Here is a 14,123-nt window from a genome sequence, read left to right as displayed (position 1 = left end):
ATCCAAGGAGATAACGCATGCCCGACGAAACCGAAGCCGACCTGAGCGGCGTACCGGCACCCCAGGCCGGCAGCACGGCCCGCAAGGCCGAGCCGCACACGATCGCCGGCCGCAAGCTGAAGCCGTCGACGATGATGATGGGCCATGGCTTCGACCCGGCCCTGTCCGAGGGATCGCTGAAGCCGCCGATCTTCCTGACCTCGACCTTCGTCTTCCCCAACGCCGCCGCCGGCAAGCGTCATTTCGAGGGGGTCACCGGCAAGCGGCCGGGTGGCGCCGAGGGGCTCGTCTACTCGCGCTTCAACGGCCCGAACCAGGAAATCCTCGAGGACCGGCTGGGCATCTGGGAAGAGGCGGAGGACGCGCTCGCCTTCTCCAGCGGCATGTCGGCGATCGCCACCCTGTTCCTCTCGATGGTGAAGCCCGGCGACACGATCGTTCATTCCGGCCCGCTCTATGCCGCGACCGAGACGCTGATCGGCCGCATCCTCGGCAAGTTCGGGGTCAAGTGGCTCGATTTTCCGGCCGGCGCCACCCGTGAAGAGATCGACCGGGTGCTGGAAGAGGCGGCGACCGGCAACGTCGCGCTGATCTATCTCGAATCGCCCGCCAACCCGACCAACGCGCTGGTCGATATCGAGGCGGTCGCCGCCAGCCGCGACGCGATCTTCGCCGACCGGCCCGAAAAGCCGCCGATCGCGATCGACAACACCTTCCTGGGGCCGCTCTGGCAGCAGCCGCTGCGCCACGGCGCCGACATCGTCGTCTACTCGCTGACCAAATATGCCGGTGGCCATTCCGATCTCGTCGCGGGCGGCGTGCTGGGCAAGAAGCCGCAGATCGACATCATCCGCTCGATGCGCAACACGATCGGCACGATCTGCGATCCCAACACCGCCTGGATGCTGCTCCGCTCGCTGGAGACGCTGGAATTGCGGATGAGCCGCGCCGGCGAGAACGCGGCCAAGGTCTGCGCCTTCCTCCGCCAGCATCCCAAGGTCGAACGGATGGGATATCTGGGCTTTATCGAGGATGCCCGCCAGCAGGACATCTACGCCCGCCACTGCACCGGTGCCGGGTCGACCTTCTCGCTGCTGGTGAAGGGCGGCGAGGCGGAGGCGTTCCGCTTCCTCGATACGCTGCGCATCGCCAAGCTGGCGGTGTCGCTGGGCGGCACGGAAACGCTCGCCAGCCATCCCGCCGCGATGACCCACCTGTCGGTACCCGACGCGCGCAAGAAGGCCTTGGGCATCACCGACAACCTCGTCCGCATCTCGATCGGGGTGGAGGATGCCGACGACCTGATCGCCGACTTCGACCAGGCGCTCGCGGCGATCTGATGCCCGTCTTCACCGGCATCGCGCAGGATGCGTTCGTCGCCGCGATCCTCGACCTGGCCGCGCAGCTCGCCGCGGACGAGTGGCGGCCGGACTTCATCATCGGCATCGGCCGCGGCGGGCTGGTTCCCGCCGTGTACCTCAGCCATGCCGCCGGGCTGCCGATGCTGTCGGTCGATTATTCCAGCCAGGTCGAGGATTTCGCCGAGGAACCGCTGGTCAAGCTCGCCCGCCGCACCCGCGACGGCGAGCGGCTGCTGTTCCTCGACGACATCAACGATTCGGGCCGCACCATCACCCACCTGCGCGCCGCGCTGGCAGCGGCGGACGCGGTGGCGGGCGCGGTCCGGTTCGCGACGCTGATCGACAATGTGTCGTCGGCGGAACGGGTCGAATACCGCCATCGCACCATCGACCGGCGCGAGGTGAAGGACTGGTTCGTCTTCCCCTGGGAGGCGGTGGCACCCGCCGTCGCGATCGAGCGGGATGCGGCAGAGGTGCCGGAGCGGATCGGATAGGCCCCGCCCACCCGCCTCACATCGTCACCCGCGCACGGGCGGGATGACGATTATCGAGCAGTCCGGTCCTCGATCCGTCCCACCGCCGGTGGCACCACCGGCCCGGCGGCGGACAGATACGCCGCCATGGCCTCGACATCCACCGGTCCACCCGCGACGTAGCGGCCGGTCGTCAGCGTGGTGAACCCGTCCCCGCCGAACGCCAGGAAATCGCTCAGCACCACCCGGTACGTCGCCCGTGCATCCAGCGGTGCGGCACCCACCCTCACGTCCATGATCCGCGACCCGACCGGTTTGGCGACATCATAGCCATAGGTCATGCCGGCCACGCTCAGCACGATCCGGCGATCCAACTGCTGCTCCAGCACCGCGCGCAGCTCTGCACCGGTGTAGGCGCGCACGGTCAGCGTGTTGCCGAACGGCTGCACCGCATACAGGTCGCCATATGTCACCGACCGGTCCGCCGCCGGTGTCAGGCCGGCGCGGATGCCGAACGGATTCATGAACGCGATCTGCGCGCCGCTCGCCCTGCCTGCCGCCAGCTCGGCATCGGCGATCAGGTTGCCCAGCTGCGTCTCCGCCATCCCTGCTCCCTCCCTGGGCCGGGGCAGCGCCTCCGTCAGTCGCCCGCTCGGCCGCGCGGCCAGTGGCGCGGCGGCGGCGGCATAGCGCTCGACGAGCGCCGCGACCCGGGGTTCGCCCGACACGCCCTGGTTGCGGACCGTGACGTTGCGGGCGCGCTTCGCCACTACCCGGTGGGACGCCGGATCGATCGCCAGCACCGCGTCGGTCACCAGCGTGCCGTACTTGCCGGCACTGGTCAGCAGGAACGGGCGACCGGGCGCATAGGCGGCATAATCGCAGATGTACGAGCGGTGCGTGTGCCCCGACACGATCAGGTCGACCCGCGTATCCAGCCGGTCCAGGATCGGACGGATCGCCCCCGACAGCCCGCGGCAGTCGTTCGGCCCCGCCTCCTGCGCGCCGCCCTCGTGGATCAGTACGACGATGGCATCCGCTCCTGCCGCCTTCAGCTTCGCCGCCTCGGCGTTGGCCGTCTCCGCCTCGTCGGCGAAGCGGATGCCGGGGATGCCCGCCGGGCTGACCAGCGTCTGGGTGGTGCGCGTGGTCAGCCCGATGAAGCCGATCTTCACCGTGCGACCACCCTCCCGAAAGCTGCGCAGCGCGGTGGCGGGGAGCAGGCTCTTGCCCGCAGCGGTGATGGTGTTGCCGGCCAGATAGGTGAAGCCCGCCCCGGCGAACGGCTCCAGCGTGCAGGGCCTGGCGGTGCTGGTGCCCACCGCCACGCTGGCGCAACCGCCGTGTTGCAGGCGCAGCAGTTCCTGCGCACCGCGATCGAACTCGTGATTGCCCGCGGCGTTCAGGTCGACGCCGATCAGGTTCATCGCCGCGACGCTCGGCTCGTCGAGGAAGATCGACGATATCAGCGGGCTCGCTCCGGTCATGTCGCCTGCCGACACGGTGATCGAGTGCCGCGCCTCGCGGCGCAATCCACCGATCGTCGCCGCCAGCCACGCCGCGCCGCCCGCGGGCACCTCGTCGATCGCGATACCGGGCGGCTGCAGATTGCCGTGAAAGTCGTTGAAGGCGAGGACATGGACCTCGATCGGCCCCTGCGCGGCAGCACCGGGTGGCGGCGTCCGCGCCGCGCACCCGGCCAGCAACGCCGCAGCGACCAGCGTCGCGGCCGTCCGCATCAGCCGTCGCCGACCCGCTCGATATCCGCCCCGACTGCCGACAGCTTCTCCTCCAGCCGCTCGTATCCGCGATCGAGGTGATAGACGCGGCTGACCTGCGTCTCGCCCTCGGCCGCCAGCCCGGCCAGGATCAGGCTCATCGACGCGCGCAGGTCGGTCGCCATCACCGGCGCGCCGGCCATTCGGTCGACCCCCTTCACCACCGCGGTCCGGCCCGACACGGTGATGTCGGCCCCCATTCGCGCCAGTTCGGGGACGTGCATGTACCGGTTCTCGAAGATCGTCTCGGTCAGCACGCTGGTGCCCTCGGCCCGGCACAGCATCGCCATGAACTGCGCCTGCATGTCGGTGGCGAAGCCGGGGAACGGCGCGGTGGTCAGCGTCAGCGGCTTCAGCGGGCCGTCTGCGGCGATGCGGACGCTGTCGCGCCCCGGCTCGACCGTCACGCCCGCCTCGACCAGGGCGGCCAGCGTCGCACCCATGTCGTCCGCCGCAACGCCGGTCAGCGTCAGGTCGCCGCCGGTGATCGCCGCCGCACAGGCATAGCTGCCCGCCTCGATCCGGTCGGGCATCACGGCATAAGTCGCGCCGTGCAGCCGATCGACGCCCTCGATCTCCAGCGTCTCGGTGCCGATCCCGTCGATCTTGGCACCCATCGCCACCAGACAGCGGCACAGGTCGACGATCTCGGGCTCGCGCGCGGCATTCTCGATGCGGCTGCCGCCCTTGGCCAGCGCCGCCGCCATCACGACGTTCTCGGTCGCCCCGACCGACACAACGGGGAAGCGGTACCGCCCGCCAGCAAGCCGTCCGCCGGGTGCGGAGGCGCGGACGTATCCGGCCGCCATCTCCAGCTCTGCCCCGATCGCCTCCAGTGCCTTCAGGTGCAGGTCGATCGGGCGGTTGCCGATCGCGCAGCCGCCGGGCAGCGACACCCGCGCCTCGCCCGCGCGCGCCAGCACCGGGCCCAGCACCAGGATCGAAGCGCGCATCTTCCGCACGATGTCGTACGGCGCCTCGGTGCTGGTCAGCTTGCCGGCCCGGATCGTCATCACCCGCCCGAAATCCTCCGGTCGCGTCCCCTCGATCGCGGTCGACGCGCCCAGCTGGTTCAGCAGATGGCCGAACCCGTCGACATCGGCCAGCCGCGGCAGGTTGCGCAGCGTCAGCGGTTCGTCGGTCAGGAGCGCGCACGGCATCAGGGTCAGCGCCGCGTTCTTGGCCCCCGAAATCGGCAGGCGACCGGACAGGCGATTACCGCCGCGGATGATGATACGATCCATGCCGACTGTCCCTATCGCCTCCCGCGGGCGGCGCAAGCCGCAGAGGACCCGCGATCCGGTCAGCTCCAGAAAGACGCGCGTCGCGACGGGGCTTGTTGATCGATTTTAATGCGGCCCGCCTTAACCCGCGCATAGTTGCAAGACTTTGGGGGAAATTCAACAACGTGCCGGATAGCTGCTTTGCCGACCGTTTCGGTGCCCTGACCCCGCTTGGACCCGACGAACGCGCAGCGCTTCTCCGGCTGGAGGAGCGCGAGCGGCGGGTGCGCCGTAACGGCGTGCTGCTCAGCGAGAATGACCGCTTGGGCGAAATGTTCATCCTGAAGCACGGGATGATGATGAGCTACGTGTTGCTCGACGACGGCAGCCGGCAGATCCTCCGCTTCCTCTTTCCCGGCGACCTGCTCGCGACCGCGGCGCTCGCCTATGCCCATTCGCCCGAGACAATCATGGCGCTGACCGAGAGCGTCGTGTGCCCGTTTGATCGCGCGGCGATGGCGGATCTGTTCACGGCCCATCCCCGACTGGCGCTGGCGATCATGGCGGCCGAGCAGATGGAACGCGTGGCGATGACCGATCGCCTGGCCGCGATCGGCCGCACCTCGGCAAAGGCACGCGTATCGGCCCTGTTGCTGGAACTGCGCAACCGCTTGCGCACGAACGATCCCGGCATCGGCGACAGCTTCGTGCCCGGCATTACGCAGGAAGAGATGGGCGACGCCACCGGGCTGACCGCGGTCCACGTCAACCGGATGCTGCGTCAGCTGGAGGATGAGGGGATGATCGCCCGCGATACCGGCCGCTTCACCGTGCTGAACGAGGCGCGGCTGGCACGAACCGCCAACTTCATCGACCGCTATTCGCGGCTCGACCTGAACTGGCTGCCGACGTCCGCCGGCTGAGCGGCCGGTTTACGCCTTTTCCAGCGTGCACTGGAGCGGGTGCTGGTTCTGGCGCGCGAAGTCCATGACCTGCCCGACCTTCGTCTCCGCGACCTCGTAGGAGAAAACGCCGCACACGCCCACGCCACGCTGATGGACGTGCAGCATCACCCGCGTCGCCTCTTCCATGTCCATCCGGAAGAACCGCTGCAGGCAGAGGACGACGAACTCCATCGGCGTGTAATCGTCGTTCAGCATCAGCACGCGATACGGCGTGGGCTGCTTGGTCCGCGTGCGCGTCTTGGTGGCGAGACCGGCACCGGTGCCGCCATTGTCGTCGCTGCCGTCGCCGTCGCGGCGCTCGGTCATGGTGATCGCTTGCCTGTGCATGTGTCGTGGAAATATGGCATCGGACCGGCGGCGGGCAAGTCCCGATCCGCCCAGACGTCGTCGAAAAGCGACCTGGGTCACCGCCGGACCGGTCCGACCGCGCAACGGCCGCCCCGCCCGGCGATAATCGGCGCGCGTATCGCCAACGCGAAAGGGGCGACCGCGCGAATCGCGCAGCCGCCCCCTTGCCCGACCGCCGGGTCGCCCCCGGCGATCGATGGTCCGCTTACGCCGCGACCTTGATCTTCTCGGCCGCGACCGCGACGCGGTTCGAGATCGGCTGCGCGACCTCACCAGCCAGCTTCAGCGAAGCCTCGGTCCCGCGCGAGGTCTGGGCGACCAGCGCGTCGAACGCCGAGCGGACGTAGTCGGCCTGGAACTTCATCAGCTCGGTCGGCGACTTGATCGTGGCGAGCGTGCGCATCGCCTGCGTCGCGTCCTCGAACGAGGTCTTCAGGTAAGCCGCGGTGTCCTGGCCCATCGTCTCGAGGCCCTTGGCCGCGATCTTCGACGACTCGACGACGGCCTCGACATTGCCCTTGCCGAATTCCGTCATCTCCTGGAAGAACTTCGCGCCCTTCTCCATGGCACCCTTGGCGCGGTCGTTGGCGTCCGCGAACATCGCCTGGCTCTTGTCGGTGGCGGTCTGAATCGTGTCCATGATCGTCTTCTCCTGTTGGGTCTGGGCGGCTGATGCCGGGTCGTGGGTGATGGCCGCCGTCTCCTCGACGGCAGCGGTGATCGTGTCGGCAGCGGCCTCGACCTGCTCCACCGCCCGGCCGGTCAGCTCCTGCGTCTGCTCGGTCGCGGCGGTCGACAGATCGTCCATCGCCTTCTGGGCGACGGGAGCGCTCGTGGCGACTGCGGCGGCAGGTGCTTCGACGGCCTGCTCGATCGCCTCGGCGACGACCGGCTCCGGCATCACCGGCGCGGGCGCGGCGACCGGCCTGGCCGGCGCCTTCACGCGGACCGGCTTCGACGCCGGCTTGACCGTATTCGCCAGCGCAGGCGGGATCGACGCCGCTACCGGGGTGGGCAGCTCGATGGCGGGAACGATGGGCTCGGGCGACGCGTCGCCCAGCGGCGCGACGATACCGGGGATCTCCGCGACACCTGCCGGCGGCACCTTGCGGCCCGGACGCTTGTTACCTGATGCTGCCATGCACCCGTCTCCTACCTCTGCTGCGGCGCAACATAGATGGACAATCGGGTGGTTTCAAGCTTTTTGTGCGGTGCAGCAATAACTCAGCGTATTCGCACATACTCGCCCGGCGCCGCGGTTAAGGCGGGCAGCGATCCCGCGCCCGATATCCGCGCGCCGTCCGCCGGCCTTGTGTCGTCGTCGGTCGACGCCAGCCAGCGCCGCCAGTCCGGCCACCAGCTGCCCTTCACCTCGGTCGCACCCGCCACGAAGTCGGCCAGCGTGGCGGCGTCGCTCTCGTTGATCCAATACTGGTACTTGCCGGCCGACGGCGGATTGACGACGCCGGCGATGTGCCCCGATCCGGCCAGCACGAAGCGCAGCGGCCCCGCGAAATGCTGGGTCAGCTTCCACACGCTCTCCGCCGGCGCGATATGATCCTCGCGCCCCGCCTGGATATAGCTGGGCGTGCGCACCGTCGTCAGGTCCAGCGGCGTCCCGTCGATGCTCAGCGCGCCCGGCTTCACCAGCAGATTGTCGCGGTACAGGTCGGTCAGGTACGACAGGTGCCACTTGCTCGGCAGGTTGGTCGTGTCACCGTTCCAGTGCAGCAGATCGAACGGGGCATAATCCTTCCCCAGCAGATAGTTGTTGGTGACGTAGTTCCAGATCAGGTCGCGCCCGCGCAGCAGGTTGAACGTCGCCGCCATGTAACGGCCGTCCAGAAAGCCATCCGGCGACAGCGACGCCAGCATCTTCAGCTGCTCGTCGTCGACGAAATGACGCAGGTCGCCGGCGTCGGCGAAATCGACCTGTGCGGTGAAGAAGGTCGCGCTCGCCACCTTGTCGGCCTCTCCCTGCGCGGCCAGCAGCGACAGCGTCGCCGCCAGCGTCGTGCCCGCAACGCAATATCCGATCGCATGGACCGACGGCACGTCCAGCAGTTCGCGGATCGTGTCGATCGCCTCCCGCTGCGCGCGAACGTAATCGTCCCACGCCACGTCCTTCATCGTCGCGTCGGCGGATCGCCACGACACCATGAAGACGGTCAGTCCCTGATCCACCGCCCAGCGGATGAAGCTCTTCTCGGGCGTCAGATCCAGGATGTAGAAGCGGTTGATCCATGGCGGGAAGATCACCAGCGGCACCGTGGCCACCTGTTCGGTGGTCGGCGAATACTGGATCAGTTCGAACAGCGGCGTGCGCTTCACCACCTGTCCCGGCGCCGTCGCCAGGTTGCGCCCCACCTCGAACGCGGTGCCGTCGGTATGGGTCAGCTGCCCGCGGCCGATATCGGCCATCATGTGCTGCAAACCCTTCAACAGGTTCTCGCCCCGGGTCTCGATCGTCCGTTCGATCACCTCGGGGTTCGTCCACGCGAAATTGGTCGGGCTCATCGCGTCGACGAACGCCTGCGTCGCGAAGCGCATCTGCTCCTTCTGCTTGGGATTGACGCCCTCGACCGCGTCGACGCCCCGCAGCAGGTGATCGGCGATCGTCAGATAGCTCTGCCGGACCATGTCGAACGCCGGCTCGCGCCACGCCTCGCCCTTGAACCGCTTGTCGGCGGGGGCGGCGGCGGCGGGTTCATCGCCGCCCGGCGTCAGGAAGCGCTGCCACAGGTTCAGGCTGTCGCTCCAGAAATCGTGCAGCCGCTCCAGCGTCGCCGGATCGTTGACGCCGGGCACGGTCGGCAGCGATGCCAGCCCCTGCTCCATCATCATCTGCTGCGCACGGCCGACCACCCAGGTCCAGTGCTGAATCTCCTCCAGCGTCGGCATGGTTCCGGCGGCGGGGGCGTCGGTCTCGGGCGGCGAAGCGGCCATGGCATCCTCTTCTGTCGTGGCGCCCGGTGTACCCCGCCCGCCGCCGGCACGGAAGCGGCTTTCGAGGCCGGGCGGCTTGCCGCTGCCGACGCGGCCCGATAGCGTCGTTTCAACGACTTGGAACCGAAGGACCGGCCACTTGACCATGCGCACCTCTCTCGCCCTGCTGCTGCTCGGCGCCGTCGCGCCGCCGGTCGTCGCCGCCACCGCGCAGGCTCCCGCCGCCGCCGCGCCCGCCGGCACCGCGGCCGAGGATGCGCGGCTGCTCGCCTTCCTCGACAAGGCGTTCGACGCCTCGCTCGCGCTCAGCCCGGAAAGCATGACCAGCCTGGGACTTAAGACCGACAACGACCGTCTCGACGACTATACCGACGCCGCCGACGCGCGCAGCCTGGCGTTGCAGGAACGACAGCTGGCGGAGATGCGCCGCAGCTTCTCGCCGGACCGGCTCGGGCCGGGCGGCCGGATCAGCTACCGCCTGTTCGAAGCGCAGGTCGACACCGCCCGCAGGCAGGCCGCGTTCCGCGACTACAGCTTCCCCGTCTCGACCAACGGCAGCCCGGCGGGCAACATCCCCGTCTTCCTCATCAACGAACACCGCGTCGACAGCGTCGCCGATGCCCGTGCCTACATCGCCCGCCTGCGCGATTCGCAGCGCGTGATGGCAGAAGTCGCGGCACGGATGCGCAAGCAGGCGACCCTCGGCATCGTGCCGCCCAAAATGGTCTTCGCTCCCGCGCGCGCCGACGCGAAGAAGGTGCTGGTCGGCGCCCCGTTCGACGGCGGGGCCGACAGCACGCTCCTGGCCGACTTCAAGGCGAAGGTCGGCAAGCTGGATGCCCCCGCCGCCCAGAAGGCGACGCTGGTCGCCGACACGACCGCCGCGCTGAAGGGTCCGTTCCGCGCCGGTTTCGACACCCTCTTCGCCGCCCTCGACGAAATCGAGCCCAGGGCGAAGGGCAACGACGGCGCCTGGAGCCTGCCGAACGGCGGCGCCTATTACGACGCGCGCCTCGCCTATTACACCACCACCGACCTGACCGCGGGCCAGATCCACGACATCGGCCTGGCCCGGGTGAAATCGATCCGGGCCGAGATGGAGGCGGTGAAGGCGCGGATGGGCTTCGCCGGATCGCTCGACGACCTGTTCGTCGCGTTGCGTACCGATCCGAAATTCAAATATCCCAACACCGCGGCCGGTCGCGAACAATATCTGGTCGATGCGCGCGCCGCGATCGCGCAGGCGATGGCCGCGGCGCCCCACTACTTCCACCGCCTGCCCAAGGCTGCGCTGGAGGTGCGCGCGGTGGAGCCCTGGCGCCAGGACACCGCCTCGGTCGCCTTCTACAATCCGCCCGCGCCCGACGGCTCGCGGCCCGGCATCTTCTACGTCAACCTCGCCGACATGACGCAGGTGCAGAAGCCGCAGGTGGAGGGGATCGCCCATCACGAGGGCGCGCCCGGCCACCATTTCCAGATCGCCCGCGCGCAGGAACTGCCGAACCTGCCGAAGTTCCGCCGCTTCGGCTATTACGGTGCCTATACCGAAGGCTGGGGCCTCTATTCGGAGCGCCTCGCCAAGGAGATGGGGGCGTACAAGGATCCCTATGCGGAAATGGGCATGCTCTCGCTCCAGATGTGGCGGGCGTGCCGGCTGGTGATCGACACCGGTATCCATGCCAAGCGCTGGAGCCGCGATCAGGCCGTCGCCTTCTTCACCGCCAACGCTCCCCTGTCGCAGCGCGACATCGGCAAGGAGGTCGACCGCTACATCAACAATCCCGGTCAGGCGACCAGCTACATGATCGGCCAGATCCGTATCGCGGAGCTGCGTGCGAAGGCGGAAAAGGCACTGGGCGCCAGGTTCGACATCCGCGACTTCCACGAGGCGGTACTGGCCCAGGGTGCCCTGCCGCTCGACGTCTTGGGCGAGCAGGTCGACGCCTATATCGCCGCGAAGCGCTAGTTTCCCGAGTCCGTCATCCCCGCGCAGGCGGGGATCCAGACACGCTGACGTTCCGGCACGATCGACACGACAGCGTCTCTGCATCCCCGCCTGCGCGGAAATGACGAAACCGGAGTGGCGATGAGGCTGGGGAAGGGATGGCCGTTCCGCCGCCGAAGGCGTACACGAACCCCCTCACTTGCGAGGAAGCCATGTCCGACGAATTCTACCGCATCAAGCGCCTGCCGCCCTACGTCATCGCCGAAGTCAACGGCATGCGGGCCGCGGCGCGAGCGGCGGGTGAGGACATCATCGATCTCGGCATGGGCAATCCCGACCTGCCGCCGCCCGATCACGTCCTCGAAAAGCTGATCGAGGTCACGCGCAAGCCCGACGCCCACGGCTATTCCCAGTCGAAGGGTATTCCCGGCCTGCGCCGCGCGCAGGCGAACTATTACGGCCGCCGCTTCGGTGTCGATCTCGATCCCGAGACCGAGGTGGTGGTGACGATGGGCTCGAAGGAGGGGCTCGCCAGCTTGGCGACCGCGATCACCGCGCCGGGCGACGTCGTGCTCGCGCCCAATCCATCCTATCCCATCCACACCTTCGGCTTCATCATCGCCGGCGCGACGATCCGCGCGGTGCCGACGACCCCGGACGAGGCCTATTTCGAAAGCCTGGAGCGGGCGATGGCGTTCACCGTGCCGCGCCCGTCGGTGCTGGTGGTGAACTATCCCTCGAACCCGACCGCGGAGGCGGTCGACCTCGCCTTCTACGAGCGGCTGGTCGCCTGGGCGCGCGAGAACAAGGTCTGGATCATCTCCGACCTCGCCTATTCGGAGCTGTATTACGACGGCAATCCGACGCCCTCGATCCTGCAGGTAAAGGGCGCGAAGGACGTCGCGGTCGAATTCACCTCGCTGTCGAAGACGTACAGCATGGCCGGCTGGCGGATCGGCTTCGCGGTCGGCAACCGGACGCTGATCGCGGCGATGACGCGGGTGAAATCCTATCTCGACTATGGCGCGTTCACGCCGATCCAGGCGGCGGCCTGCGCCGCCTTGAACGGCCCGCAGGACATCGTCGAGCGCAACCGCCAGCTCTACCACAAGCGCCGCGACGTCCTGGTCGAGAGCTTCGGTCGCGCCGGTTGGGACATCCCCTCGCCCCGCGCCTCGATGTTCGCCTGGGCGCCGCTGCCGCCGGCGCTGGCGCATCTCGGCTCGCTCGAATTCTCGAAACAGATGCTCACCGAGGCGAAGGTCGCGGTCGCACCGGGGGTCGGTTACGGCGAGAACGGCGAGGGGTTCGTTCGCATCGCGCTGGTCGAGAACGAGCAGCGGCTGCGCCAGGCCGCCCGCAACGTGAAACGCTATCTCCAGTCGATGGGCGTCAACACCCCCGGCGGCCGCGCCGCCGGCTAAGGGCTGCCCTCCTCATATTTCGGGACTCGATCCGGGATCCGGCTTCTTCCCGCTGTGCGAAGGAAGAAGCGGGATCTTGAGGCAAACACACGGGCCGCCGGCACAATCCAAACTTCACCCCACCCACGCCGCTTTTGCTCGCGTGCCGCCGGGGTGCGCCCTATCCTCTGCTCCATTCCCGCGAGAGGTGCCCCCGGCGATGTTCCTGTTCAACGGCCTCGAGAGCCATCCGCGCAGCTTCGTGAAGGCGGTGTCGTGGCGCACCGTCGGCTCGATCGACACCTTCATCCTCGGCATGATCTTCTCGGGCAACGCGCACGTCGCCGGCGCCATCGCGGGCACCGAGGTGATCACCAAGATCGCGCTGTTCTACTTCCACGAACGCGCCTGGTCGCTGGTCCACTGGGGCCGCCGGCCCGTCGATCCCGACCAGTCGGGCGAAGGACCGCTGCCGACCGGCTGATCGACTTGCCGGCGTCATGACGCGCGCGCAGGATGGGCGCCATGCTCCTCCCGCTCCTGATCGCCGCCGCCCTCACCCCACTACCGCCGCCACCGGTCGTTGCGGAGCGCCCGATGATCGCCTGGATCGCGGATACCGCCACCTGCAACGGCACCCCCGTCGCCCCGACCGCGATGCGCCGGCCGTTCGTGTCGCTCGGCTGGACCGACACGATCAGGGCCGAACCGCTAATTTTGCGGTTCCGCATCGATGCGGAGGGCCGCCCGCTGTCGATCGCGCAGGCGCCCGACACGCCCGGCACCTATACCAACCGCCCCTCGCCGAGCGATGTCGCCCCGTCGCTCGCCGCCAGCCGCTTCGCCGCGGGCACCCCGCGTGAGGGCTGCGAGATCAGCTATCGCCTCCGCGTCACCCCGCTGGCCGAGACGCCGGTCGAGGATCTCATCTCCTACACGCTCGCCCCCGATGCGGGTACGCTGCCGAAGCCCGGCTGGGACCGGATCATGCCCGCCGACGGCACCTGCGCGAACGAACCGCGGCCGCAGCCGCTCGTCCGCGTGCTCCCCGATTTCGCGAAGCTCGCCGGTACGCCGGGCGCGCGCGAGTGGACCATGATCGGCTACGACACCGATGCGGGGGGCAGGCCGATCGCCGTGCGCATCCCCTATGGCACGCACAACCGCGTGCTGGACGCCGCGGCGGTCAAGGCGATGAAGGAATCGCGCTTTACCGAGGGTGCGCGCACCGGCTGCCTCTATCCCTATTATCGCAATCCCGAGATCATGCCTGCCCCGGCGATGGCCGATCCCGCCGCGACGCCGCAGGGCCAGTGCCCCGGCGGTCAGGCCGCCTGGGCGACGCCGCCGCGGCTGATCTACCCCGAACCCTTCCGCCGACGCAGCATCGAGGGCTGGGCGATCGTCGGCTTCGACGTCGCCCCCTGGGGAGAAGTCGGCAATGTCCGGGTACTCGCCGCAGAGCCCGCCGCCGCGTTCGGCGAACAGGCCATGCAGATGCTCCGCACGGCACGCAAGGCAGCGTCGCAGACCGGCAGCACGGGGTGCGTCGAGCGGATCCGCTTCGCGATGGGCCGGCCGGGCGATACCCTGCCGCCCGACGCCGCGAGCGATGCGCCGCCACCTTTTTGATCCGGCGCTTTCATCCATCGAACCAATAGGGTTGCCAAACTCGGCTCCC

General features: G+C 68.7%; 12 protein-coding genes. 7 read left to right on the top strand and 5 right to left on the bottom strand.

The window, feature by feature from the left end:
• The first annotated feature begins 17 nt into the window (after positions 1-17).
• Both ABC319_RS13320 and ABC319_RS13315 read left to right on the top strand, forming a co-directional pair.
• Positions 18-1,340, top strand: a complete 1,323-nt coding sequence (locus ABC319_RS13320; protein WP_413070693.1) for a cystathionine gamma-synthase family protein — start codon at positions 18-20, stop codon at positions 1,338-1,340.
• Positions 1,340-1,855 carry a phosphoribosyltransferase gene (locus ABC319_RS13315; protein WP_413070692.1) on the top strand — a complete coding sequence of 172 codons (516 nt, stop codon included), beginning with the start codon at positions 1,340-1,342 and terminating at the stop codon, positions 1,853-1,855. Before ABC319_RS13320 ends, ABC319_RS13315 begins: the two co-directional genes overlap by 1 nt.
• A gap of 50 nt (positions 1,856-1,905) precedes the next feature.
• Here the strand turns inward: ABC319_RS13315 and ABC319_RS13310 are convergent, their stop codons facing one another.
• Together ABC319_RS13310 and murA are read right to left on the bottom strand one after the other, a co-directional pair.
• Complete coding sequence (locus ABC319_RS13310; RefSeq protein WP_413070691.1) at positions 1,906-3,573, bottom strand: bifunctional metallophosphatase/5'-nucleotidase; 1,668 nt, start codon at positions 3,571-3,573, stop codon at positions 1,906-1,908.
• Positions 3,573-4,856: a UDP-N-acetylglucosamine 1-carboxyvinyltransferase gene (gene murA, locus ABC319_RS13305; RefSeq protein ID WP_413070690.1), complete on the bottom strand. Its 1,284-nt coding sequence runs from the start codon at positions 4,854-4,856 to the stop codon at positions 3,573-3,575. The genes ABC319_RS13310 and murA overlap by 1 nt, the downstream gene beginning before the upstream one ends.
• 164 nt (positions 4,857-5,020) lie before the next feature.
• Between murA and ABC319_RS13300 the strand changes: the two genes are divergently transcribed.
• Positions 5,021-5,758 (top strand): Crp/Fnr family transcriptional regulator, encoded by a 738-nt coding sequence (locus ABC319_RS13300; protein ID WP_413070689.1) that lies wholly within the window; start codon positions 5,021-5,023, stop codon positions 5,756-5,758.
• 9 nt (positions 5,759-5,767) lie between these two features.
• Here ABC319_RS13300 and clpS read toward each other — a convergent pair whose 3' ends face one another.
• From clpS to ABC319_RS13285, 3 genes are all read right to left on the bottom strand, one after another.
• Positions 5,768-6,106: an ATP-dependent Clp protease adapter ClpS gene (gene clpS, locus ABC319_RS13295; protein ID WP_413070688.1), complete on the bottom strand. Its 339-nt coding sequence runs from the start codon at positions 6,104-6,106 to the stop codon at positions 5,768-5,770.
• Between the two features lie 247 nt (positions 6,107-6,353).
• Positions 6,354-7,289, bottom strand: coding sequence for a phasin family protein (locus ABC319_RS13290; protein WP_413070687.1), 936 nt, complete (start codon positions 7,287-7,289; stop codon positions 6,354-6,356).
• Positions 7,290-7,372: 83 nt separating this feature from the next.
• Entirely contained in the window at positions 7,373-9,094 is a 1,722-nt protein-coding gene (locus ABC319_RS13285; protein ID WP_413071694.1) for a PHA/PHB synthase family protein, read from the bottom strand.
• Between the two features lie 139 nt (positions 9,095-9,233).
• Here ABC319_RS13285 and ABC319_RS13280 point away from each other — a divergent pair, with 139 nt between their 5' ends.
• From ABC319_RS13280 to ABC319_RS13265, 4 genes are all read left to right on the top strand, one after another.
• A complete protein-coding gene (locus ABC319_RS13280; RefSeq protein WP_413070686.1) occupies positions 9,234-11,060 on the top strand; it encodes a DUF885 domain-containing protein in 1,827 nt (608 codons plus the stop codon).
• A gap of 191 nt (positions 11,061-11,251) precedes the next feature.
• Positions 11,252-12,463, top strand: coding sequence for an LL-diaminopimelate aminotransferase (locus tag ABC319_RS13275; RefSeq protein WP_413070685.1), 1,212 nt, complete (start codon positions 11,252-11,254; stop codon positions 12,461-12,463).
• A gap of 199 nt (positions 12,464-12,662) precedes the next feature.
• The gene (locus ABC319_RS13270; RefSeq protein ID WP_413070684.1) at positions 12,663-12,926 is read left to right on the top strand and encodes a DUF2061 domain-containing protein; all 264 of its coding nucleotides are present in this window, start codon (positions 12,663-12,665) and stop codon (positions 12,924-12,926) included.
• Positions 12,927-12,967: 41 nt separating this feature from the next.
• Positions 12,968-14,074, top strand: a complete 1,107-nt coding sequence (locus ABC319_RS13265) for a TonB family protein (protein WP_413070683.1) — start codon at positions 12,968-12,970, stop codon at positions 14,072-14,074.
• Positions 14,075-14,123 lie beyond the last annotated feature (49 nt).

This window comes from Sphingomonas phoenicis, assembly GCF_047238005.1.
In the GTDB taxonomy this organism is placed as follows: Bacteria; Pseudomonadota; Alphaproteobacteria; order Sphingomonadales; family Sphingomonadaceae; genus Sphingomonas.
Note: the sequence above shows the minus strand (reverse complement) of the source record. Positions and strands in the feature narration are given on the sequence as shown.

What these genes read in the sequence shown, in the direction of transcription:
- ABC319_RS13320 (WP_413070693.1), top strand. Translation starts at nt 18, where the DNA reads ATGCCCGACGAAACCGAAGCCGACCTGAGCGGCGTACCGGCACCCCAG.
- ABC319_RS13315 (WP_413070692.1), top strand. Translation starts at nt 1,340, where the DNA reads ATGCCCGTCTTCACCGGCATCGCGCAGGATGCGTTCGTCGCCGCGATC.
- ABC319_RS13310 (WP_413070691.1), bottom strand. Translation starts at nt 3,573, where the DNA reads ATGCGGACGGCCGCGACGCTGGTCGCTGCGGCGTTGCTGGCCGGGTGC.
- murA (WP_413070690.1), bottom strand. Translation starts at nt 4,856, where the DNA reads ATGGATCGTATCATCATCCGCGGCGGTAATCGCCTGTCCGGTCGCCTG.
- clpS (WP_413070688.1), bottom strand. Translation starts at nt 6,106, where the DNA reads ATGACCGAGCGCCGCGACGGCGACGGCAGCGACGACAATGGCGGCACC.
- ABC319_RS13290 (WP_413070687.1), bottom strand. Translation starts at nt 7,289, where the DNA reads ATGGCAGCATCAGGTAACAAGCGTCCGGGCCGCAAGGTGCCGCCGGCA.
- ABC319_RS13285 (WP_413071694.1), bottom strand. Translation starts at nt 9,094, where the DNA reads ATGGCCGCTTCGCCGCCCGAGACCGACGCCCCCGCCGCCGGAACCATG.
- ABC319_RS13275 (WP_413070685.1), top strand. Translation starts at nt 11,252, where the DNA reads ATGTCCGACGAATTCTACCGCATCAAGCGCCTGCCGCCCTACGTCATC.
- ABC319_RS13270 (WP_413070684.1), top strand. Translation starts at nt 12,663, where the DNA reads ATGTTCCTGTTCAACGGCCTCGAGAGCCATCCGCGCAGCTTCGTGAAG.
- ABC319_RS13265 (WP_413070683.1), top strand. Translation starts at nt 12,968, where the DNA reads ATGCTCCTCCCGCTCCTGATCGCCGCCGCCCTCACCCCACTACCGCCG.